The organism is Streptomyces sp. ISL-10 (genome assembly GCF_018614575.1).
In the GTDB taxonomy this organism is placed as follows: domain Bacteria; phylum Actinomycetota; class Actinomycetes; order Streptomycetales; family Streptomycetaceae; genus Streptomyces.
This window is the reverse complement of the sequence record NZ_JAGGOJ010000042.1, coordinates 21034-41992: the sequence shown is the minus strand read 5'-3', so window position 1 is coordinate 41992 and position 20959 is coordinate 21034. Positions and strand designations below refer to the sequence as shown.

Sequence of the window (20959 nt, the reverse complement as noted above, 5' to 3'; positions counted from 1 at the left end):
GCCGCCCAACCTCATTTCCCGAAGGAGAAGAACCCGTGTCCGTGCCGCGCAGCGTCGCCCAGGAGCGCGCCCTGTACACCCTGGCCGCCCCGGTCCTCGCCGCGGCCCCGAACCTCTCCCCCGACAGCCCCGTCAACACAGTCGTACAGCTGGCGGGTGCCGCCGGCATCGGCGGCTGGGTCCTCGCCTACAAGAGCGACGAGCCCGGTGCGGGACGCAAGTTCCTGCGCTGGTCCCCGCTCGTGTTCGCCGCCGCCGTCGACGTCGCCGCGAAGAACACCATCGGCTGGGGCCCATGGTGCATGGACGGCCTGCTCGCCGCCGGATGGGCGGCGGCCGGGCTGCTGGTGATGCCGTTCTCCCGACACACCCGCCGCCACCACCGGCCCGCGCTCGCCGCCCCGGCCCCCGCACCGCAACTGCAGCCCGCCGCGCCCGAGCCGTCCCCGGCACAGCCGGACGACGGCGCGGACCAGTTCACCCGGCAGGTCCGCTGGCTGTGGGAGAACCGCGGCCTGCCCGGCCGCACGATCGTCGTCAAGGCCACCCCGCACGACGGCATGCCCAACGACCTGTCGCTGCTGCTGCGCGCCTCCGAGGCCGGACGGCCGATCTCCGGTCTGACCGATGAGGACGTCGCCGCCGCGTTCGGTGTCGACGTCACCGACGTGCGCATCGAGGCGGTGACCCGGCAGCACGGGCGCGAGGGCGGCCCCGGCTGGAAGGAGGTCCACGTCACCCCCGACGCGAACGAGCGGCGCCGCAAGGCCCCCACCGCCCACGAGTGGTGGGCCGACCGGATCGGCACCGCCGGCGGGCCCGTGCCCGGCTCGGAGTTCGTCCAGGAGGTCCGCGACCACGCCCGCCGGGTCACCCACTACATCGCCCAGGTCCCCGACGAAATGGGCGAGCCGCGCGTCAACCAGCACGCCCTGGCGGCCGCGCTGCAGACCAAGTACGACGAAGGCCGGCTGTTCGTCACCGTCGACGGCAGCCAAATCCTGGTCTCCCTGTGGGACAGCTCGCCGCTCGCCCAGGTCTTCCCCGCAACGCGGCAGCTGCTGACCCCGGACAAGGACGGCCGCTGGGTGACCGGGTACCTCGGCAACGGCCAGCCCGCCCGCAACCGCGTCCACACCGACCGCGGCGCGGCCCACGGCCTGTTCGTCGCCCCGTCCGGCGGCGGCAAGACCCAGCTGATGGGCCTGCACGTCGCGGCCGACGCCCTGTTCGGGGCCGTGGTCATGCTGGCCACCGAGGCCCCGGACGAGAAGACAGCCGCACTGGGCAGGCACACCGCCCGCTACGGCGTCGGCGCGCTCTACATGATCCGGCTCCTGCGGGTCCTGGTCGCGCTGATGGAGATCCGCGGCGAGATGCCGTGGGAAGACGGCCAGGTCCACGAGTGGGACCCGACACGCCCGGGCTGCCCCTACCGGATGCTGTCCGCGTACCTGGACGAGTTCCTCTCCGCCGCCCGCAACGGCGACTACGGCGCGGAGATCATGGACCTCGCGGAGCTCGTGTCCGTCAAGGGCCGCAAGTACGGGGTCGGCCTGAAGGTGGCAGGCCAGTCCATCTACGTCCAGGACGGATTCACGCAGCTGCTGTGCGAGAACCTGCGCGACAACTGCATTCCGGTCGTGCTGAAGGTGGCGCCCAAGAAGGTCACCGAGATGTTCAAGGCCCTCGGCGTCCCGTCCGAGTACATCCCCGACCCCCTCCCCCGCTCCTTCTCCCCCGCGGAGAAGGGCCGGATCGAGCGGGTGATGGCCGGCGAGCCCGAGCCGCCCTCCGACTCCAACACCGGCGGCGCCGGATGGATCATCGAGAGCAAGGAGCCCGACGTCCTGCGCACGCTGTTCATGGACTTCAAAGCCGGCATCGACGGCTACTTCCCCGACACCATCGCCACCCTGACCGAGCACGAGATCCGTGAACTCGAAGCGCGGGACCTGTGGTTCGACTGGACCGAACCGCCCCGGCCCGGCGAGTTCGGCCCCGAGCCCGATGACGAGGAAGGCGACGACGACGCGCCCCGAAAGGGCGGCGGCGAGCGCCGCGAAGCGGTCACCTCCCCCCGCCAGGCGCTGGAGGCCATCAAGAACCTCTCCGGCGTCTGACCCACCCCGCACCCAGCCCGCAGGGCCCGGCCGCACCGGCCGGGCCCTGCTCACACCCGGAAGGACACACCGCTCATGGCCGTATCCATCTCCGCCGTCGTCCTGCTCGCCATCGTCGTCTTCATCCTCATCCGGAACGGCTCCCTACGGATCTGGCCCGCCCTGCCCTGCGCCGGATTCGGCTTCTTCCTCGCCTCCACCAGCGCTGCGCCCGTCATCACCGACGCGATCAGCACCGTCACCGGCTGGATCTCCAGCATCTGACAACGCCCCGGCCGCCGGCGTCGAAGGCCGCCACCGACCCCCGCCTTCGACACCCCAGGGAGCCCGGATGCCTCAGACTCACCCCTCCCCCGCCACAGACCACTCCGCCCAGACCACCGAGGTTCTCGCGTCGCCAGCGGAACTGAGCCTCGAGGAACGCCTGACGTTCATCAACGCGGCGATGACCGTACGGCTGGACGAAGCCAAGGTCGCCTACGAGGTCAACACGGCGCACATCTCAACCGAGCCGGTCGACCTGGGCGACGTAGTCACCGTCCCGCTGACCCCGGCCCTCAAGCCGATGCCGGACCACTGCTCGACCCCAGTGGCCACGCTCCTGCAGCGCGCCCACCACCGCCTGCTCACCGGCGGCTGGTGCACTGGTGCCCTGGTCGACGAGCAGGGCGCCCGCTGCCTCTACGGCGTGATCCGCGCCGAAGCCACCGGCAACAGCGGCCTGGAAGCCGACGCCGTATCCGTCCTCCTGGACGCCATCCGCCGCGCCTTCGGCTCAGACGTCACTTCGGTGCCGTCGTTCAACGACGGCTGGAGCAACAGCCGCGTGCCCCTGCGGATGCTGGACGAGGCAGCGTTCCTGGCCGATGCCCGCGGCCTGTAGATCACTCGGGCACCGGCGCGGGGGCCGGTCAGTCGTCGAGAGCGCTACGAAGCCAGCCGCTCTCGTCGCCATGCATTCAAGATCCGCCCGTCGACGATCAACGCGTCGACCACGACCTCAACGTCCTCGAGTCCACAGCGCGCCATCCCCGTCGGTGAAGGCCGGCCAGATCTGCCCTTCGGTGTCGACCACCGCGTCGGAGCCGATCTCCGGCTCGCCGCCCTGGAGTATGCGGGCAGCCCGGCCTGCAGCATGGTCTGCCGCCGAACGCGCATCCACACCCAGCTGCCCGTAGACATCGATCAACAACCTCAACAACCTCGTTCCCGACCGTGACACCCTTCGCCGCCTCGCTCGGCCCCTCATCCAGGACGCTGAGAGTGACCAACAGCGCGAGCCAGCTCCCGCAGCGCCGCCAACTCCCCGTCGGCACCGCCCTGACCAGCACCACTCCCGCGTTTCCCACCGACGTATCGTTCCGGCGCCGATATCCGCATCACCGCGTTCTCACGTGACGCCGCTGAATCGCCCGGGGCGGCCGTCGGCATCGGGCCCGGCCGCCCCGGAGCACGCCCCCTCCCCTCCCAGAGCGCAACTGACAGAAGAAGGAGCACGCTCATCATGAACGCTTCCGTACGCCGCGTCGCCGCAGGTATCGCCGACGCGGTGATCGAGGGCTCGAGCATGGCGGTCACGCTGCTCGGCGGAATCCTCGGCACCTACGTCAGCTACAGCTACTCCCCCGACAGCTGGCCCATCGACCACCGCCTCGCCATCGCGGGAGCCGTCGCCGTCATCAGCGCCGTCTCCCTCTACAGCCTCACCGAACTGATCCTCGCCCCACTGCGCGGCCTGACCGTCAAGACCTGCACGACGACCGATCACGGTCCAAGGCCGCCCCCGCCGCCCCTCACACCCTGAACGAGGCGCTCGCCCAGGTCGCCTCGGCCACCGCGGACGACGCCGCCCACCGCGCCGCGAACGCCGCTTTCACCCTGGACCAGGGCGACAACTTCCTCCGGGACAGCGGCCGGTGGCGCGGCTACGAGAACGGTGAGGCAACCTTCTACCTCGCGCCCGGCATCGTGCTCCACCAGCGCAGCTGGCGGGACCAGTACGGCCCCAAGCACGCGTTCACTCTCCTGTCCGGCGACAGCGAGCAGCCGGTGCCCGTCACCAGCATGAACGAGATCCGCCATCACCTCGCCGCCTGCGGTCTGCCGATGCCCCGTGCCGCCTCAACCCCGGTTGGGACGGTGCGGAGGACCGGACAGCCCATCCTGCACCGCCTCACAGACAGGAATGACACGCATGCCGCATCGCAACGCCGCCACCTTCGCCGCTCTGCTCGGCCTGACCCGTGCCGCCTCGGCCGCTGGGGACTTCTGGTTGCAGAGTGATTTCTGCGCCCGGGTCAAGGGCGCGTCTGACGAGGCACCAGTGACCTACGAGGACCCGGAGACCGGGGAGAGGACGACGCACGGCACCGCGGACGGCAGGAAGGCATGCCTCCAGCACGCCGCTTCTGTTGGGCTGGTGACTTAGAAGCCCTTCCCTCGGTAGGCATCTGTGCTGGTCAAAGTCTCAAGGACCGGTGCAACGGTGGTCGACAGATGTCGTGCATGGCATACGAGATCATGGGCGCGGACCAGTCGGGGAAGACACAGGGGGTAGGGGAATCATGGTGGCGTTCCACGCATCCGCGCTGGACGGAGTGGCCCGAAATCCGGCGCTGCCGACGCCGCTGCTGCTGCGCCTGCTCGCCTTCGGGGCAGACGGTGACCGTCCGCCCCGTGACGTTCTTCACCGGGCCGGACTCCCCGAGTCGGCCGTCGCGTTGATCCTGGCCCATCCGAACCCGGGGGCCCGGATCGATTTCGCCATGAGTGCCAGAGCGGAGCCTGCGCAGCGGGCTCGGCTCGCGGACGATCCTTCTCCCAAGGTGCGGGCAGCTCTCGCATATGGACCCGAGGTGTACGACCCGCGCGCAAAGGTCGCGCCGCTCCCGGATGCCGTGTGCGCCCGCCTGCTCGACGACCCGGATCCTTCCGTACGCGCGGCCCTGCTGGAGTCGCCCCATCTGGCGCCAAGGTTCGTGGCATCGATGGCCACTCATCACCGTGCGGCAGCGCGCCGGGAAGCGGTGCGTGCATGGGAGGCCCTGTCGGCGGGCGACCGGTCGGCACTGCTGGCCGACCCCGACACCGAGGTGCGGCGGGCCGCCGAGCTGCAGCAGTGCCGGCGGGACGCCCGCGTGACCGCCGAACTCCTCCGCGACCCGAAGTCCGCCGCCGAGGCGCTGCGCCGCGGGCTCCTCGACCGTGTCGACGCCGAGCGGTGCGTCGCCGAGCGGACGCACCTGACCTCCCTTGCCGCGACCCCGTCGCTGCCCGCCGACCTCGTAGAGCGGCTCGCCGTGGACCCCGACGAGGCCGTACGGCTCGCCGTCTCCCTGCGGCCCGAGCTGGACGAGACGCGGCGCATGGCCATCGACTTCACGGCCGGGGACCTCGACAGGGGCGACGGCGTGTGGTGGGTACGGGACGGGCTCGCCGACCCCGAGGTAATGCGCCGGGCCGCGACCTCCGCTCACCCGCTGCTCCAGCGCGCCGCCGCCCGGAGCCCTCACCTGCCGCCCGACCTGCTGCGCCTGCTCGCACGCGTCGAGGACCCGGTGGTGGAGAACCTCCTGGGCATTCACCACCCCGACGCTCCGGAGGAGGTCCTGATGCGGGTGTTTGCGCGGCTGGGTGGGACGTTCTCCGCCTGGATGGCGGAGACGCACCCTCGTTTTCCCCGCGAGGGCCTCGCCACTAGCTACGCGAACCACCCCGACGGGAACTACCGCCGGCTGGCCGTACGGGATCCGGCCGCCAAGCCGGAGCTGATCGAACGGCTCAGCCACGACCCCGTCGTCTGGACGCGTCAGGCGGCGGCCCGCGACCCGCGCCTCCCGCTCCACCGGCTCCGCGAGGCCCTCCTCGTCCCCGAACTGGCATCCAGCGCGGGTGCCAACCCGGCGCTCCCCGAGGACGAGATGGCTGCCGTCCTGGACCGGGCTGGCGTTCCCGCCTGACCGCCGGGCGGAACCGACTTGCTCGCACCCCAAAGTGAAGGCTGCGATCCACCGACCAGCGCTTGGTATCTGGGTTCGCAGGTCAGCGGGGGCGGTGAGGGGTGCTGTTGAGCTGTGTCATCAACTCGCGGTTCGTGGCTCGGGATGTCTGGAGGTCTTCTGCGCGTTCGGAGAGCTGGTCACGGAGTCCGAAGCTCCGCACCCCCGAGGCCGCGGACCGGTGGACCTGGCTGGTCATCGCGGCCCACACCCAACTTCGCCTCGCCCGGCCGCTGGCCGCTGACCTCCGTCGCCCCTGGGAGAAGCCGGCCGAGCCCGGCCGGCTCACGCCCGCCCGGGTCCGCCGGGGGTTCAGGAACCTCCGCCCGAACTTGCCCTGACCAGCCCGGGCACCGAAACCCAACCGGCCCGGTCCCGGCAGGCCGCTCGGCTCGAAGAACCGTCACCCCGCCACCCGATACGACGTGAGCAAAACAGTCAGACCGCCCGAGACCATTGCCGAACGTGACCAGGCCAGACCATAAAGAACAAGATGAGTGCCTGTTTCTGATCCCAGGTTTTGAGTAGCTTCGGGGCCTGGGCTGGCCGCGTGTCCGATGGCGCCGGGACCGCCCGGAGAGCGGGTGTGCGGGGGCTGCGGTGAACGGCTGAGGCCGGAAGCACAGCCGCGCTGCGGATGAACGTCCTCAGCTGCCAGGCCCCGTCCAGCGGGCCTTGCTCCGTGCCGAATTCGCGCGACATGACGCGATGGCTCTGAAGCGCTGCGATCCTGCGGCCTGGATACGAACAACCTGTGTTGGCATTGGATTGGTGATCGATGCGTTTCACGCTTGAGGGACCGGTTCCGGAAGGCACGCTGGTGCGCCTGGAGCCACTTGATCATCGCCATGCGGCGGACTTGGCGGTGGCGGCGGAAGAGGACCGAAGCTCGTATCGGTTCACCTGGGTGCCTACGGCGGCCGAGGTCGAGCAGTACATCGAAGCCCAGTTCGCCCGTGCCGCTGCCGGGAAGCTGTCCCCGTATGCGCAGGTCGAGCAGTCCTCGGGGCGCGCAGTCGGGGCCACGGCCTACTGGGATCCGCGGCTATGGCCGGCAGGAGACAGTCTGTGCGCGGTCGAGGTCGGCTTCACCTGGCTCGCGGCTTCGGCCCAAGGCACGGAGGTGAACACCGAAGCCAAGTACTTGTTGTTCCGTCACGCCTTCGAGAACTGGGGGGTCGCACGCCTCGACTTGAAGACGGACGCGCGTAACAGCCGTTCGCGGGCCGCGGTCGAAGGGGTGGGAGCACGCTTCGAGGGCGTGCTGCGGAACTGGTCCCGGTCGAGGGCACCGGGCGAGGACGGCCAGCTCCGTGACTCTGCGATCTTCTCGATCACCGCAGCGGAGTGGCCGGACTGCCAGACGAGGCTCAAACAGCGAATCGCTCGCAGCCTCGAACGCAGGCGCCCGAAAGCAGATCTCGCCGCCTCAAGCTGAGCTCGATTGCACGACGAACGCGATCGAGTCCGTGAACGCGCGGATCCGGCGGGCGGTCAAAGCCCGCGGGCACTTCCCCAGCGAGCAGGCGGCGTTGAAGTGTGTCTACATGGCGATCATGTCGCTCGACCCCACCGGCAGGGGCCAGGACCGCTGGACCAGCCGCTGGAAGACCGCCCTGAACGCCTTCGACATCACCTTCGACGGCCGCCTGACGGCGGCTCGTCAGTAACCCAAACCACCCTGGTCACACCGTTCGATTGACCCCAGGCCGGGGAGGTTGGAGGGCGGGTTGTGGCCCATGCGTCGCTGGCGCTTCGCATCCACAGCTGGCGCCCGGCGATTGGTCGGTTACGGCGCCGGCGGGATTCGAACCCGCGGACGGAGCGGGGCAGGACCGCCCCAAACTCAATCAATCGGCGTGCAGGGGGCCTCCCCCACGACGATCGTATTGGGCCGCTCTGCCACGGCTCCGCAACCTACGGGACTGCGCGATCCCGCTGCGACGAGCGTAGATGGACTCTGAACGCGACCAGATAATTACGGCGTCGACCCGGCCCCGCCCGGTGCGACCCGTCCGTCCACGGCCGTCAGCAGCAGCGCCACACCGATCATCAGGCCCTGCACGGTGAATGCGGCGGACACCCCGACCTGGTCGGAGAGGGCGCCCAGAGCCAGCGGGGCGGCCATGATCGCGGAACTCACCACGAGTTGATTGCGTGCGGAGGCGAGATCGGAGCGGTCCGGTACGGCGGCGATCGCTTGCGAGAAGCTGAGCGGGAAGAGGTTGGCCACCCCCGCTCCCGCCACTAGGAGTGCGCCGCCGGACAGCATGAGCGTGTGGGAGAGCCACAGGACTCCCAGGCCCGTCGCGGCGAGCAGCAGCGAACCGGCCAGAAGGCGGCGCGCCCGGCCCGGGGAGCTCACCAACCGGCTTCCGGCCAGCCGCCCTGCCAGGATCCCCACTGCGAACAGCGTCATCAGGGTGGCCGCGTGGCTGACGCTGATCCCCAGCCTGTCCACCAGCAGGGGCGCTCCGTAGAACACCGTGCCGAACTCGATTCCGGCGACGGTCCCCAGAGCGGCGGCGCGCAACCAGAAGCGGCCGGTCAGCCGCCCGGTGCTCCGGGCGGTGGCGGCGGTCCCCTGCCCGGACAGGGACGTGCCCCGGCCCAGCAGCGCGAGGACCATGAGGGCGATCACCGGCAGCGCCATCCCGGCCCGCCAGCCGCCGTCGAAGCCGCCCAGGGAGCCGATCACCGCGGGGGCGAGCACCGCGGCCAGGCTCGCCGCCGCATTGGCCTCCACCAGGGCCCGGTCCCGGTGCGCGACGTGGTGGGCGGAGAGTAGCGCCATGGTGGAGGTCTGCAGCATCGGTCCGGTCACACCCAGCACGGCGGCCGCGGGAAGGGTGAGCGCGACCGTCGGGCCGAGCGCGAGCAGCACGGCGCCACCCGCCGTGCCGGCTACCGAGCCCCAGAACAGCCGGTGCCGTCCCAGCCGGCGCAGCGCCTGGGGGAAGAGCAGCCCCGACAGCAGACTGGCGGCCGCGAACGTGGTCGAGTGCAGGGACACGACCAGGTAGCTGAAGCCCAGGTCACGCCGCAGGAGTGTGAGGAAGGGCGCGAGGGCGTAGAGGCAGTAGGCGTATGCCGCCAGGCTCGTGTACCCAAGAGCGGTGATCCGGTCGCGTCGGAACTCCGGGGCCGGCGGACGGGCTTCGCTGTCGGACGAGGCGACCGTCCCGCGAGGGACGGTGGGTTCGTGTCGTCGCGGGACGGTCATCGGTCAACAGCCTCCGGCGACGGCCGGGATGATGGTGACGCTCGATCCATCGGGGGTGGCCGTCTGCAGGTCTTCGGCGCCTCGTATGTCGTCGTCCTCCACGTACACGTTGATGAACCGGCGCAGCTTTCCTTCGGTGTCCAGGATGCGTGAGCAGATTCCCGGGAAACGGCCTTCCAGCGCGGTGAACGCTTCGCCGACCGTGCCGGAGGACAACGACACTTCTGCCGCGCCGGCGGTGTACGAGCGGAGGATGGTGGGAATCCGGACGGTCACCGCCATGGCGATCCTCCTTCTGTCGATTCTTCGGTGGCCGCCGCCACCGGGCGGTGGCGCGCGGTGGAGCGCAGGTGGAACTCCTCGGTGTCCGCCACGGTGAGCACCGCACCGGCCGGGTCGCCACGGAAGGACACCGCCTCGAAGCCCGGCACGGCGTGGCACGCGCCGCTGCTGCGCAGGGCCCCCCGATCGCCGCGGCTCACTCCGAGGCAGGTGGCACCGGCAGCGGTTGCCGCTCGCACCCCGCTGGGGGTGTCCTCGAAGACCAGGCACTTGGCGGCCGGCAGGCCCAGGCGGCGCGCGGCGAGCAGATAGCAGTCCGGCGCGGGCTTGCCGCGGGCCGCCTCGCCCCAGGTCACCGTGGTGTCGAACAGGCCTGCCAGCCCCAGTGTGTCCAGCGCCCGTGAGGCACGGACCGTCGAGGCGCCGGTGACCAGGGCCAGCGGGACGTTCGCGGCGGCCAGTGCCCGCACCAGATCGGTGGCGTGTGGAACCGGTTCACACGCCAGGTCCGGCTCGGCCGCACGCACCCGTGCCAGCACCTCGGCCCGGTCCCGCTCCGCGAGCGGAGCGAAGAGCGTCTCCACGGTGTGCTCGGGGACACAGCCGAACGCATGAGCCGCCAAGTCGCCGTCGCTGAGTACCAGTCCGGAGTCCGAGGCCAACCGGTGCCACAGGTCGGCGATGGCCCGGTCGGTGTCGACGAGGACACCGTCCATGTCGAACAGCACGGCAGAGAACTGCACGGGTGGTACCTCCGTTTGCCTTTTTGCTTACTTGTCGAGCGGACCGACCAGGCCCTGGTCGGCCGCGAGCCGCCCCGCCTCCACTGCCAGCCGCATGGACGCCGCGAGCCTGGCGGGCTCGGGAGCCTGTGCGACCGCGGTGTTGACCAGCACGGCGTCAGCGCCGAGTTCCATCGCCCGGACGACCTGAGCGGGAGTGCCCAGACCGCCTTCCAGGATCACCGGAACCGACACGGCAGCCATGGTCTCGCGCACCGCACGCTCGTCCACCACCCCCTCGGCGCTGGCCACCGGCGAACACATGATCCGTACGGCGCAACAGCCGGCCTCCTCCAGCGCGCTGGCCGTAGCGGGGTCGGGCAGGATGAACGGGAGGACGTCGAACCCCTCCGCTATCAGTTCCGCCGCTGCCGTGACCGTCTGGGCATTATGCGGCAGATTGTCCGAGGGCCTGACGTCGAGCTTCATGATATCGATCCCGTAGGACTCGCGCAGTCGGCGTGCGGTGAGCAGCGCGTCCTTCTGGGAGCGGGCGAAAGACGTAGTCCCGATCCATACGTAGTCGTCAAGCCCCACCGCCTCGTCCAGGTCCGACATCAGCAGGCTCGGCTTGGTCTGCTCCAGATCGAAGGTGGTGATGAAGACGTCGCACGAGCCGGCCCGCAGGACATCGCTGACCAGAGCGGGGTCGGTGTACTGCTCGATACCGAGGATGAGGCGGGAGTGGAATTCACGGCCGCGGAGGGAGAGCCAGGGCTCGGTGGTCACAGCGGTGTTGACGGCAGACGTGGTCATGGCAGTTGTCCTTCGTTTCAGGGGGAGAGTGGTGAGGTGCGGTGGTGGTTCTTTATACCTTCGGAATTCCGTCGGCGAATGCGCTGGCGGATTCATCGGACCCGCGCTTCGCAGGGCAAAATGTCCGCGTGTAGCAGTCGACTTCTGGATCTTGGTCGCAGACAGCCCAACTGTCAACCTCAGTCGGGTACTTGTATATTTAAATTAGCCGTCGCTGTGGGCGGTTTCGCGCACGCTCTTAGTGCTCTGGTAAACATGGACCTCCACCCTGGAGGGTAAGGGGCTGGTGAACGCAAAACCGTCCTGCTTGAATGTTGCGGTGCGCTCCAGTCGAGTCGCGGCCAAAGGAAACCCTTTCTCGTCAGTCGATTTCGGGCGCGCCAACTCATCCGGCCAATGCTTTACAGGGAGGCGGACGCGCGGCGGAAACCGTCAGTTCAGGTGCCCTTGAAGGGGGGGAGGCGGTTCTGCAACCAGCATGTGCTACGGGGACGCCCGGTCGAAGTGGGAGGCAGGACGGTCGACCTCTGCTTCGGAACGCCAAAGCCAAGATCAGAATTATTTCATCTGCCCGTTTCCAAGGGCGATGCGGTCTGGCGACACAGAATAACGCTTGGCCAGCGCATCGATTAGGTCGGCATGCCTAGGATCGGGGTACAGATTAATTGCGAGCGGCTACCCCTTTACCGTTTCGAATGCTTGCGGACTCTCCCCCCAGGGGTTCTCGCCGAGATGGAATCTCATCTGATTAGGCGTGATCGTCCGAGAGTCGTTGAGGTCATGATTTTTCGGTAAGCGTGGAAACGTCAGGCCTTCCCGAACTCTAGACGATAGTGAGCCCCGCTGCGGTCAACGTGAGGCCAATTGCTCGGCATATACGCCAAGCAATTGCTCCTTGATCAAGTTACAGGTGGCTCACGATGGTTGCACAGCACTTTTGCGCCAAGCTTGCCATCCCCCTTTACAAGCCGCGAGCTGTCCGGTTGACCACTGCATCGGCGCTAGATTTTTCTCCTAAGTCGCCAGTCAACCTTCATTCATCCGACTACTACGCTTTTCGCTCGAAGTGTCTAGCGTGAAAGTTGGCCAAGTGACATATGGCGGGTTGTGTAGCTTTAAAATGACATTCCATCTGGCCGGTAGCGCGCTTCAAGGCTCTAGTACTACAGCCGGTGGTTTCACGGTGAGTGAGCTCGTGCGGCTCGGGCATGGTAGTGGCTGGCTCGGGCCCGGACTTGGTGGCGGTGCGTCAGCGGTGCCAGTGCATGGCCAGCCAGGTCCGTGCGGCGCGAGCGGGGGCGAGGACGATCCGGTCGTACATGCGGCGGATCTCGTTCACGGTCGGAGGTCGGGTGTCGGTGACTGACGGGGCATTAGGTCGTTGAACGGCTGGTGCCGGACGAGTTGTGGGAGCTGTTCCAGGGGGTGGTTCCGGAGGCGCCGATGCGGTCTCAGGGCGGTGGCCGACGGCACCACGGTGACCGGGAAAGCTCCATGCCGACAAGGGCTACGACTACTCTCACCTGCGGCGATGGTTACGCGAGCGCGGAATCACCCACCGCATCGCCCGCAAGGGCATCGAGACCTCGATGCGACTGGGTCGTCACCGCTGGACCATCGAACGCACCATGGCCTGGCTCGCCTCGGCCAGGGGCGAGCCCACGGGCACGCTTCTGCGCCGCATCCGCTTCCTGGCTCCCGGACCGCTCATCACCGGTCGAGCGTGGTGGGAGTCTCTCGTGCGGCCTCGGGTGGAGTCGGCTGTGAGGTCTGGCGTGTGGGGCGGTGGTGCCAGGCGGCGTAGAGGCCTGCCAGAGCGGTGGTGTAGCCGGCCAGTGCCTGAGGGGTCACGTGTCCGACAAGGACAAGGATGCAGCCGGTGGCCAGGGTCGCCAGAAAGACGACCAGATCAACAGGAAACGGGCCACGAGGGGCGGGACGACTCGGCATGATAGTGCTCCTTGGCGCATAGAGGACTTGTGGACGCCACGCCGCTGCTGGCGCTGTGCCCAGGGGTTCCCCGGGGGGCGTGTCGTTTTGAGAGTGACGGCCCGGCAGGTGGGTGCGCCAAGGGGAACGATCTTCTTTCCTTGACTGTCAAATTGGGGGGATGACCATGGCGAACGTTGCCAGGGAGGGAACCGGCGGTGACGGTCAGGCCGTGCCGGCTCGCCGGGGTCTGGGGCAGCTGAGATCGCAGCCGTTCGAGGGACGGCCCCGGAAACTGGCGCTCGTGCAGCAGCTCAGAGCTCTCGTCACCGTCAGCGGTCGGACCAGCAAGGTGATCGCCGCGCAGCTGAACGTCAGCCCCTCCCTGCTGTCGAAGTTCCTGTCGGGGGAACGGCTCCCGGACCGCTCCACGGTGGAGGCGCTCGTCCAGGCGTGCGAGGTGACCGACGAGGTCCGCGCCCAGTTACTGCGTCTGCCCACCGCCGCGCTCGCAGAGGCCCATCCCCAGTTGATCGCCCGCTCGACGGTGTTGCGTTTCTTGTAGCGCTCCTCGTCGAAGCCGGGTGGCCGTCCGCCGCGTGAGCCTTTGCGCAGGCGGGCGGCCTGGCTGTCGGTCTTCTCCGGCATGGTGTGCCGGATACGTAGGTACTCACGGCAAGGCCCGTTGCTGTATGCCTTGTCCGCCGCGAGGCTGTCGGGCTTCTTTCGCGGTCCGCCTGGTCCGGTCCGCGGGACGCGGATCTTCTCCACGACCGGCTTGAACTGGGTGCAGTCCGCTCGGTGACCTGGTGTGACGATCAGGGACAGCGGGCGGCAGCGGCCGTCAGCGCTCAGGTGCAGCTTGCTGGTGAACCCGGCCCAGGCCCTCACCTCCAGCACCACCTAGGAGCAGCTGCAGCCCCCTGGCGGCACCGTGCGCTTCAGCGATCCGATGCCACAGGGCCCTCGGTACCTTTGAGCAGCTCCGCATAGGAGTGCGCCGCATCTGTCACATGCCGTCGAGGGGTTGTGCCCTGACCTGCACTGTCATTGCCTTGAGTGCCGCCTTGGCTGGGCCCGAGCACCGACCCATGCGATCACGCTGCCCACAGCCGTGGCGCCAGCACCTATCAGCGCCCCCTTGGTCGTCGGATCGACGCTCTCCTTCCCCCTTGGGCGGCCGAGTTCCTCATTCTTGCGATCTACTCCCGGTTCTTGGAAGGCCTTCGTCGTTTCCGCCCCAGGTTGCGTGCGCCTCGGCATGATGGGCGCTCTCATCCGCGATGTCCTTGGGAGACCCATGCGCACCCGCATCACCCCAGCCGCTGTGCTGCTCCTTGCTGCCCTCACTGCCTGCGGACCCACCGACTCCGGCGCCCAAACAGCACCGAGCGGCGACGACAAGGCGTCGGCCAGCACGGAGAAGCCCTCGGCCGAGTCGGCCGCCCTCCCCAACTTGGTAGGCAAGGGGCTGCAGAGCGCGCAGGACGAGGCGCAGGAGTCCGGCTTCTACACGCTCACGTCACACGACGCCCTCGGCCGGGGCCGTAATCAGGTTCTAGACCGAGGCTGGAAGGTCTGCTCCCAGACCCCGGCGCCCGGCCAGCACCCGACCGACACGAAGGTCGACTTCAGCACGGTCAAGCTGGAGGAGGACTGCCCATCAGGCGGGGATCAGGCCGAGCTCGAGGAGGCCGACGGAGCCATGCCGAACTTCGTAGGCAAGTCGGTTAAGGTCGCCCGCCAGTCTCTCGACAGCTCGACAAGCATCACGGTGAAGGACGTATCGGGACAGGACCGCATGGTGCTCGTCGAGTCGAACTGGCAGGTCTGCTCCACGGATCCAACTGCTGGCGCAAAGCTTAACGGGCAGCCCGTGCAGATCAGCGCAGTGAAGTTTGGCGAGAACTGCTGACCTGCGCAACGTGGTCGAACGCTATTTCGAGGGTGCGGGGCGCGTGCGGGGAGCAGCCCGGCTCGCGGCCGAGCGGTCCGTCCCCCGGGACCATCCCCGCGCGTGCGGGGAGCAGACGGAAGAGCTCGCGCGCATACGCCATCGCGAGGGACCATCCCCGCGCGTGGCGCGCTCCTCGGCCTGATGCAGCGCGGAGCGGATCACCGTGCTGATCTGGTCAGCTGTGGGCGGTTCGATCCGCTTCTCGCGCATGTGCTTGAGCAGTTCGGCGCGGATGGCCTGCTCGCGCCGCTCGTCGTGCCAGATCTCATCGACCAGCCATGACGTCAACCCGAACACGGACCACAGCTCTCGACCAGCGTCGGCAAGACCGCCGAGCGGATCGGGGAGGCCCGCCCGCTCGGGTCAGTCGCGGACGACGAGATCGGCGAGGCTGATGGGGCTCGTTGAAAATGGTTCTGGCCGGAGTTCCGTGAATGATCTTTAGGGAGTTGCGGGCTCAGTGTGCCGCCGCCCGGGGGGCCCGCTGAGGTCGAGCAGCTTGTGAAGGCGTTTAGCCGGCAGGTTCGGGTTGGCTGCGGCTCCTTCGGCATGCTCCGGGGCGTTCAGGAGCGATGCGATCAGGTCGACGGGAAGGAGCGGGTTGGCGGCCGCGGCTCGACGAACGCGCGACTCGGGGTCGGCAAGCAGGCGGACGGGTGGCCGGGCCAGGCTGGTGTCCGCAGCGGCGAGGGCACGGACGTCGGGGTCGTCGTGGTCGAGGAGGTGGTGCAGACCGGTGCGGGGCAGGCGGGGAAGCGTGAGCAGGCAGGGGCGTTGGCGTGGCGTTGCGATGAAGGCGTCGAGGATGATCCTGGGCGGCGCGAGCGGGTGGTTGCAGGCCAGCAGGTGGCGCACGTCGCAGTCGGGGTCGGGGTCGGCGGCAGCTGGGGGCAGGTAGCGGCAATTCGGCGCAGCAGAGGATGCGTGGATGCGGCGCACGATTCGTACCAGCTCGTCTCCGGCTCGACGAGCATCTCGCCGATAGGGCCGATGTTCTCAGCCGCGTGGCCGATGATCCGATCGATGGCACCACGTTCCGACCAGGCACGCGAAAGTGGGTGCAGCACGGCTCGGGTGCGCACGGAATCATCCGGGTCCTGGGTCAGCTCTGCCAGCAGCCCGGGGTCCAGATCAGCCCGGGCGGCCACTCGTTCACGTACGTGCGGGTCACGGTCGCGCGCAAGGCGGGCGACGGCATCGCTGGGCGTGTGGGGGTTGTGGGCAAGCGCCCACAGGTCGCGCCGGTCCGCAAGGCACTGCTCGGCCACGGTGCGCGAGAGGGCGGGGGACCGAGAGGGCGCCGAGGCCATGGCCCGTCAGGCCGCCGACGCGGGCGACACCTGCGGGCTGCGGTACCTGGCCGCGATGCGGGAGAGGGCGGGAGACCGAGAAAGTGCTGAGGCCCTTTACCGCCCGGCCGTTGACGCTGGCGACACCCGCAAGCTGACGCTGCACGTGACGCGGTTCAGGGCCGAAGGGCGGTGGCCTTACGGGCTGGACCCAGACGGCACCCCTACATCCCCCTGGCAGTAATCCCGCTCCCCGGCGGCCACGATGGCTGCCCCCAGCCCACCACCCGTGCCCCACTCGCCCTGCCGAATACAAGTGCCGATGGGTCGTTTCCCCGCGGCTCGGAGGCCCGCGAAGTCTGCGGAGATCAATCTAACCGGCATTTCCTGCACCCCGCCCCCGCGTACGGTTACGGCGGCAGGTCCGGCCACACATCAGCGCCGCCGCCCTGCCACTCGATCATGTCCGGCGATTCGAAGTCGATAGCACCCGGATCGAGCCCGGCCCGGTGAAAAAGTCCAGCCAGCACGGTGACCCCGCCGCCGGCCTCGTCGAGGCAACAGCCCGTAAGAAGGGCGGGAAAGGCCTGATTGCCGATCTCGACCAACTGGTCGTGCTCCGCAACAAGATCCGGCACGCCGCAGGCCCACGCACACGGGCCGAGTTGGAAAAGAGCCTTGGGCGCATCGAATCGCTGATGCTCAGCAGCCTGTCGCGATGCGCGTTCCTCGCCCACACCCGATGGGTACACACCGACCGGCTCCAATGGATGCCTGATGCCGGGAAGTTCCGCGTATCAGGCCTGGCCCTGATGGGAGACCACCCCGACTTCGCAACGGTCTCTTTCGGCACGGCACACCCTCTGGCAAACGACCAGCTCTACCTCATCCCCCCAAACGACGGACCCCTCCCCCTCTCGCCGTTCTGCCTCCTGAGCGACTGCCCCGCCTGCCTGGCACCCGAGCTGTACTACCCCGACCGCGTGACGAGTTCCACGGCTCTCCTCAAGAGTCTGGATCGAGGCCACGAGCTGGACAGCGGCTCTGTTTTCAAGGCGCTGCGCGAGTGGGGCACCTCGTGAACCTACAGCCAGTTCCTCCACGGACCAGCAGCGAGACTGGCGCTACCGCCTGGCTTCTCAGGGCTCAGCGGCCGGTGGGGGTGGAGTGCTTGGTTGCCCCCACCGGTGCACACATCGCTTGTACTTGCGGCCGCTGCCGCACGGGCATGCGTCACTGCGCTGGGGTGGCTGGTCGCTGCCGCCAGCATAGGAGAGACGGTTGAGGCCGTAGATCTCTGCCGTCAGGCCGATGTCGTCCATGTTCCACTTCACGAGCGAAAGACTGGTGTGGACCACATCGGCGGCAAGGACGAGCGCGTCGGCAGCGGCGTGGGCGACGGTCGGCTGCATGACGTAGCCGGAGGCGGCGAGCGGCTTCAGGGGGCGGCGTGCGTAGTGCTCGATGGCATGGGTTTTGGGCCGGTCCGAGGCCCGCAGCACGGTGTGAGTGGTGGCGGAGCCGAAGCTTGGGTGGACTGCGTCGCACAGCCATTCGTACAGGTCGAGCACGCCGACGGTGGTGGTGTTCTTGGCCAGTTTGTTGATGTAGGTCATCACGTTAGTGCTCTGGAGCACGGGAGGCTGGCCGGCGCTTTGTCCGACGCGTGAGGCGTACTGGACTTTTGCCAGGCGGTTGTTGAGGTCAGCACTGAACCGGGTGAGGGAGTCGGTGGTGGGCGGGCCGGCTTTCTTGAACGTGTCCCATGCCTCGTGGAGGAGGGTTGTTTCGTGGTTGAGGGCGGCCGCGCCCTCCAGCAGGGAGCGGGAGCATGCGGCCGCGACGAGCAGCCGCCAGCGGCCCAGGGCGTCCACGGTCTGCTCGGCCAGTTCGGTGGCGCGCCACAGCTGGGTCAGCCGCCAGGCCGCCATTCTCATGTGGAGGTCGGACAGGGCGAAGTGAGCAATCCAGTCCCGTGAGCCGAGCGCGGTGGTGTCCTGCATGAACGGGCTCGCCTTGCCCGACCACGTGCCGTCGGGATGGGAGACGGTGACGAACGTCCAGGTCTCCTCCGGTGCGGCCGCGTTGAGCAGGTTGGCGAGCTCGGTTGTCGCGTCGTGGGCGTTGTGTGCGTGCAGCGGTACATTGATGTGAACCACGGCCTGCGTGCTTTGGGCCTCGTCGTCGGCCCGCGTCATCAACTGCCGGGCTGCCGCCTGAACACGGTCGGCCCGTTCCCTGCCCAGGGCACGAACGACTCGTTCCTCAAAGCTCACACATCCCTCCACTGCCCGCTCCATTGGTGGGCGTCACGCGCCCAGACTACCGGTGCACTTTAGATGCAGGACCGTTGGTCAATGACCGGATGCCGAGCGTGCAAGCCGTTCGTTTCCTGCGTCCTGGCGCTGCGGACGACCATCGTTGATTCGTGGCAGAACGAACGAAGCGATGGGCGAGAGAAACTTCTTGGCTCCTGTCATGGGAAGCACTGATACTTTGACGAATGACGACCGAGTCACCCCGCTACGGAATACGCGCCATTGCGTGGAGCACCGTCCAGGCCCACCGACACCCTCACCACCCAGACACCGCGCCCTGGGACGGAACCGAGGCCTTGGAACTGAACCGGCTCCGGGGCCTGGTGGTGGTCCAAGCCGCAGAAACCGAGGCAGTGCTCGGCATGATCCTCTCGCGCCTCGACCTGGCTGCCCGCACCGACCAGCCCGCGGGACGGCTGCTGCAGAACATACGACAGAAGATCGGCGGCTTCTGCGACACCGAATGCCCGCCAGCGCTTGACCACATCGATGCCGCCGTCAAGCGGCGCAACAGAGTGGTCCACGACAGTCCCGTGATCGGCAGGGTCTGGCGCGAGTATGCAACCGGTGGTGGCGAATGCGTTCACGTCCTGACAGAGCTTGGTGACGACGAATGCGACACCACGTCCCTCGTGGGTGACCTGGCACTTCAGCAGGACGCGACCGCCGCCGCTGTGGAGCTTCTCAACTGCCTGACCGTCCCGGCACAGTCATCCTGACGCCTCCGGGCTTGGGGGACGGTGGCAGAACAGCGCCGTGCACCTCGGCCGGGAGCGGAGCGCCGTCTCCAGTACGGGTATCGGCTGCCATCCGGGCCGTCGGCGCCGTCTCACATTTCGCCGCGCGGGCAGGAGAGTCAGCCGCGCGGCATGCAATGCCCCGCATGAGGGCTGGAACGGTGACAACGGGGCCCTCACGCCCCTGACCAGCGCAAACTCTGCACCTGCTATAGCAGTCGGCGTGAGAATAACCTGGCCTTTCGTCACTCACGTCAGCAACAGGTGAGCACCACCCGTCAGTGACAACCACCAGGTCACTGAGGCTGCGCCACTGGTACTCAGATGACGAAGTTCAACTGACCGTCTCCCGCAGACCGTCACTCAGGGATTCGCCAACGACCACGCCGCGCCGCTCGCTACCGGTGTCCGGGCAGGTCCAGGCGACCCATGAGGGGGTGCGGAACGGTGCCGTACGCGGCTGCGGGACGGCACCGCCGGTGAGTTCGCGGCGGAGCTTGTCCAGCAGGCTGGGACGGCCTTGATCTTGGCGAGGTCGACGACGGTGCCGCGTTCGTTGACGGCCCGGCGGAAGCGGTCGCCGGCGAGCACGCGGTCGCCGGCGAGCACGCGGCCGCCGGTGCGGGGCAGGCCGCCGATCCACTCCTCGCGTACGGCGTCGAAGCCGGAGCCGATCAGCAGCACACGCGTGCTGTAGCGGCCGTGACGCAGGCGGATGCGGTGGTCCTCGATGTGCCAGCTCATGGGGACGCCTGAGGTCTCCAGCCGCTCGTACGCCCACTTCAGGACCAGCACCTTGACGGGTGTGCGGGCGAGCTCGTAGAACACGCCGCTGCGGTCGAACACATACCAGCGCTCGGCCTGCTGGTAGTCCCGGTGGGGCTCGGAGAGCCAGCCCATCTGGTTGCACCCGTCGTGGTGCCCCGCCTCGGCCGCCCTCGGGTACCAGTTGGTCGCGCAACGTGGGCCTGCGCAGCGACCCGTACAGCTCCGCAAGGTCTCCTCCGGGTCGCCGACCAACGCGGCGGGTTCGATCCACCGGACCAGGTGGCGGTCGCCCGCGCCGGCCAGTCGCCGAGGATCTTCCCGTACGCGTACGAGGCGTGGACGTCACCCGCCTCCGCACGCCCGCAGAGCTCGGGCAGGCGGCGCAGGTCCTTGCCGGGGGCGATCGTGCCGCCCTCGCGGATCGCGGCGATCCGGTCGAGCTGCGCGACGACGTCCTCGTCGTCCTCCCCGACCTGACGGAAGCAGCGTTCGGCCTCCTCGTACCGCCGCTGCCGCTTGCAGAGGAGGCCGAAGTTCCACTGGGCGGCCTGGTGCCCGGTCCCGGCCGCAAGGCCGTACCCGTGCTCGGCGTCAGCGAGGTCGCCGCGCTACTTATGCAGGACTCCGAGGACGTCGCGGCGCCTTCGTAACCCTCCTCGGGGGTCTGGACCAAGAGGCCGGGCGCCTCGGGCCAGCACGCGTCGCCGGTGGTCTCCGTCAGGAATACGGCATGGTCCATGCGGGCTGAGGCGCTGAGCGAGGAGGCCCTGCGGTAGTAGCCCGCGGCCTCGGTGGTC

22 protein-coding genes and 4 pseudogenes are annotated in these 20959 nt (G+C 68.7%); 14 read left to right on the top strand and 12 right to left on the bottom strand.

Annotated features, from left to right (window positions below; all coding sequences use genetic code 11):
- Nucleotides 1–35 precede the first annotated feature (35 nt).
- The 3 genes from J7E88_RS33010 to J7E88_RS33000 all read left to right on the top strand — a co-directional run bounded on the left by J7E88_RS33010 (nt 36) and on the right by J7E88_RS33000 (nt 3006).
- Nucleotides 36–2123, top strand: a complete 2088-nt coding sequence (locus J7E88_RS33010) for a chromosome segregation protein ParM (RefSeq protein ID WP_215187146.1) — start codon at nt 36–38, stop codon at nt 2121–2123.
- 75 nt (nt 2124–2198) lie between these two features.
- Complete coding sequence (locus J7E88_RS33005) at nt 2199–2387, top strand: hypothetical protein (protein ID WP_215187145.1); 189 nt, start codon at nt 2199–2201, stop codon at nt 2385–2387.
- A gap of 67 nt (nt 2388–2454) precedes the next feature.
- Entirely contained in the window at nt 2455–3006 is a 552-nt protein-coding gene (locus tag J7E88_RS33000) for a hypothetical protein (RefSeq protein ID WP_215187144.1), read from the top strand.
- Between the two features lie 117 nt (nt 3007–3123).
- Here J7E88_RS33000 and J7E88_RS32995 read toward each other — a convergent pair whose 3' ends face one another.
- Nucleotides 3124–3312, bottom strand: coding sequence for a hypothetical protein (locus J7E88_RS32995; RefSeq protein WP_215187143.1), 189 nt, complete (start codon nt 3310–3312; stop codon nt 3124–3126).
- A gap of 315 nt (nt 3313–3627) precedes the next feature.
- Between J7E88_RS32995 and J7E88_RS32990 the strand changes: the two genes are divergently transcribed.
- From J7E88_RS32990 to J7E88_RS32970, 6 genes and pseudogenes are all read left to right on the top strand, one after another.
- Nucleotides 3628–3927, top strand: coding sequence for a hypothetical protein (locus tag J7E88_RS32990; protein WP_215187142.1), 300 nt, complete (start codon nt 3628–3630; stop codon nt 3925–3927).
- 390 nt (nt 3928–4317) lie between these two features.
- Nucleotides 4318–4551, top strand: a complete 234-nt coding sequence (locus J7E88_RS32985; protein ID WP_251023563.1) for a hypothetical protein — start codon at nt 4318–4320, stop codon at nt 4549–4551.
- Between the two features lie 136 nt (nt 4552–4687).
- Entirely contained in the window at nt 4688–6082 is a 1395-nt protein-coding gene (locus tag J7E88_RS32980; RefSeq protein WP_215187141.1) for a Mucin-2, read from the top strand.
- 176 nt (nt 6083–6258) lie between these two features.
- Nucleotides 6259–6606: pseudogene (locus J7E88_RS36575) on the top strand (transposase); the annotation flags it as partial.
- 293 nt (nt 6607–6899) lie between these two features.
- Nucleotides 6900–7559 carry a GNAT family N-acetyltransferase gene (locus J7E88_RS32975; protein ID WP_215187140.1) on the top strand — a complete coding sequence of 220 codons (660 nt, stop codon included), beginning with the start codon at nt 6900–6902 and terminating at the stop codon, nt 7557–7559.
- 7 nt (nt 7560–7566) lie between these two features.
- A pseudogene (locus J7E88_RS32970) lies at nt 7567–7791 on the top strand (transposase); the annotation flags it as partial.
- 308 nt (nt 7792–8099) lie between these two features.
- Here J7E88_RS32970 and J7E88_RS32965 read toward each other — a convergent pair.
- The 4 genes from J7E88_RS32965 to J7E88_RS32950 are packed head-to-tail and all read right to left on the bottom strand — an operon-like array spanning nt 8100 to nt 11164.
- Complete coding sequence (locus J7E88_RS32965) at nt 8100–9344, bottom strand: sugar MFS transporter (RefSeq protein ID WP_215187139.1); 1245 nt, start codon at nt 9342–9344, stop codon at nt 8100–8102.
- Nucleotides 9345–9347: 3 nt separating this feature from the next.
- A complete protein-coding gene (locus J7E88_RS32960; protein ID WP_215187138.1) occupies nt 9348–9626 on the bottom strand; it encodes a MoaD/ThiS family protein in 279 nt (92 codons plus the stop codon).
- Nucleotides 9617–10369 (bottom strand): HAD family phosphatase, encoded by a 753-nt coding sequence (locus tag J7E88_RS32955; protein ID WP_215187137.1) that lies wholly within the window; start codon nt 10367–10369, stop codon nt 9617–9619. Before J7E88_RS32955 ends, J7E88_RS32960 begins: the two co-directional genes overlap by 10 nt.
- Before the next feature lie 27 nt (nt 10370–10396).
- A complete protein-coding gene (locus J7E88_RS32950; RefSeq protein ID WP_215187136.1) occupies nt 10397–11164 on the bottom strand; it encodes a HisA/HisF-related TIM barrel protein in 768 nt (255 codons plus the stop codon).
- Between the two features lie 1481 nt (nt 11165–12645).
- On the opposite strand from J7E88_RS32950, the pseudogene J7E88_RS32945 reads away from it, so the two are divergent.
- Nucleotides 12646–12816, top strand: a pseudogene (locus J7E88_RS32945) (IS5/IS1182 family transposase); the annotation flags it as partial.
- A 58-nt stretch (nt 12817–12874) separates the two neighbouring features.
- Here the strand turns inward: J7E88_RS32945 and J7E88_RS32940 are convergent.
- Nucleotides 12875–13114 (bottom strand): hypothetical protein, encoded by a 240-nt coding sequence (locus J7E88_RS32940; protein ID WP_215187135.1) that lies wholly within the window; start codon nt 13112–13114, stop codon nt 12875–12877.
- Between the two features lie 283 nt (nt 13115–13397).
- On the opposite strand from J7E88_RS32940, the gene J7E88_RS32935 reads away from it, so the two are divergent.
- Nucleotides 13398–13658: a helix-turn-helix transcriptional regulator gene (locus J7E88_RS32935; protein ID WP_215187134.1), complete on the top strand. Its 261-nt coding sequence runs from the start codon at nt 13398–13400 to the stop codon at nt 13656–13658.
- A 20-nt stretch (nt 13659–13678) separates the two neighbouring features.
- Here the strand turns inward: J7E88_RS32935 and J7E88_RS37580 are convergent.
- Nucleotides 13679–13984, bottom strand: a pseudogene (locus J7E88_RS37580) (transposase); the annotation flags it as partial.
- Nucleotides 13985–14393: 409 nt separating this feature from the next.
- Here J7E88_RS37580 and J7E88_RS32925 point away from each other — a divergent pair.
- Complete coding sequence (locus J7E88_RS32925; RefSeq protein WP_215187133.1) at nt 14394–15008, top strand: PASTA domain-containing protein; 615 nt, start codon at nt 14394–14396, stop codon at nt 15006–15008.
- Nucleotides 15009–15029: 21 nt separating this feature from the next.
- Here the strand turns inward: J7E88_RS32925 and J7E88_RS32920 are convergent, their stop codons facing one another.
- The 4 genes from J7E88_RS32920 to J7E88_RS37195 all read right to left on the bottom strand — a co-directional run bounded on the left by J7E88_RS32920 (nt 15030) and on the right by J7E88_RS37195 (nt 18615).
- The gene (locus J7E88_RS32920) at nt 15030–15347 is read right to left on the bottom strand and encodes a hypothetical protein (protein WP_215187132.1); all 318 of its coding nucleotides are present in this window, start codon (nt 15345–15347) and stop codon (nt 15030–15032) included.
- Between the two features lie 144 nt (nt 15348–15491).
- Nucleotides 15492–15989, bottom strand: coding sequence for a hypothetical protein (locus J7E88_RS32915; protein WP_215187131.1), 498 nt, complete (start codon nt 15987–15989; stop codon nt 15492–15494).
- 760 nt (nt 15990–16749) lie between these two features.
- Nucleotides 16750–17076 (bottom strand): hypothetical protein, encoded by a 327-nt coding sequence (locus tag J7E88_RS32910; RefSeq protein WP_215187130.1) that lies wholly within the window; start codon nt 17074–17076, stop codon nt 16750–16752.
- A gap of 402 nt (nt 17077–17478) precedes the next feature.
- Entirely contained in the window at nt 17479–18615 is a 1137-nt protein-coding gene (locus J7E88_RS37195; protein ID WP_215187129.1) for a YecA family protein, read from the bottom strand.
- Between the two features lie 338 nt (nt 18616–18953).
- On the opposite strand from J7E88_RS37195, the gene J7E88_RS32900 reads away from it, so the two are divergent.
- Nucleotides 18954–19376, top strand: a complete 423-nt coding sequence (locus tag J7E88_RS32900; protein ID WP_215187128.1) for a hypothetical protein — start codon at nt 18954–18956, stop codon at nt 19374–19376.
- A 381-nt stretch (nt 19377–19757) separates the two neighbouring features.
- Here J7E88_RS32900 and J7E88_RS32895 read toward each other — a convergent pair whose 3' ends face one another.
- The gene (locus tag J7E88_RS32895) at nt 19758–20294 is read right to left on the bottom strand and encodes a hypothetical protein (RefSeq protein WP_215187127.1); all 537 of its coding nucleotides are present in this window, start codon (nt 20292–20294) and stop codon (nt 19758–19760) included.
- A gap of 203 nt (nt 20295–20497) precedes the next feature.
- Here J7E88_RS32895 and J7E88_RS32890 point away from each other — a divergent pair, with 203 nt between their 5' ends.
- A complete protein-coding gene (locus J7E88_RS32890; protein WP_215187126.1) occupies nt 20498–20812 on the top strand; it encodes a hypothetical protein in 315 nt (104 codons plus the stop codon).
- The last annotated feature ends 147 nt before the right edge of the window (nt 20813–20959 follow it).

What these genes read in the sequence shown, in the direction of transcription:
- J7E88_RS33005 (WP_215187145.1), top strand. Translation starts at nt 2,199, where the DNA reads ATGGCCGTATCCATCTCCGCCGTCGTCCTGCTCGCCATCGTCGTCTTC.
- J7E88_RS32950 (WP_215187136.1), bottom strand. Translation starts at nt 11,164, where the DNA reads ATGACCACGTCTGCCGTCAACACCGCTGTGACCACCGAGCCCTGGCTC.
- J7E88_RS32980 (WP_215187141.1), top strand. Translation starts at nt 4,688, where the DNA reads ATGGTGGCGTTCCACGCATCCGCGCTGGACGGAGTGGCCCGAAATCCG.
- J7E88_RS32925 (WP_215187133.1), top strand. Translation starts at nt 14,394, where the DNA reads ATGCGCACCCGCATCACCCCAGCCGCTGTGCTGCTCCTTGCTGCCCTC.
- J7E88_RS32895 (WP_215187127.1), bottom strand. Translation starts at nt 20,294, where the DNA reads ATGGGCTGGCTCTCCGAGCCCCACCGGGACTACCAGCAGGCCGAGCGC.
- J7E88_RS32960 (WP_215187138.1), bottom strand. Translation starts at nt 9,626, where the DNA reads ATGGCGGTGACCGTCCGGATTCCCACCATCCTCCGCTCGTACACCGCC.
- J7E88_RS32965 (WP_215187139.1), bottom strand. Translation starts at nt 9,344, where the DNA reads ATGACCGTCCCGCGACGACACGAACCCACCGTCCCTCGCGGGACGGTC.
- J7E88_RS32985 (WP_251023563.1), top strand. Translation starts at nt 4,318, where the DNA reads ATGCCGCATCGCAACGCCGCCACCTTCGCCGCTCTGCTCGGCCTGACC.
- J7E88_RS32990 (WP_215187142.1), top strand. Translation starts at nt 3,628, where the DNA reads ATGAACGCTTCCGTACGCCGCGTCGCCGCAGGTATCGCCGACGCGGTG.
- J7E88_RS32940 (WP_215187135.1), bottom strand. Translation starts at nt 13,114, where the DNA reads ATGCCGAGTCGTCCCGCCCCTCGTGGCCCGTTTCCTGTTGATCTGGTC.
- J7E88_RS32975 (WP_215187140.1), top strand. Translation starts at nt 6,900, where the DNA reads ATGCGTTTCACGCTTGAGGGACCGGTTCCGGAAGGCACGCTGGTGCGC.
- J7E88_RS33000 (WP_215187144.1), top strand. Translation starts at nt 2,455, where the DNA reads ATGCCTCAGACTCACCCCTCCCCCGCCACAGACCACTCCGCCCAGACC.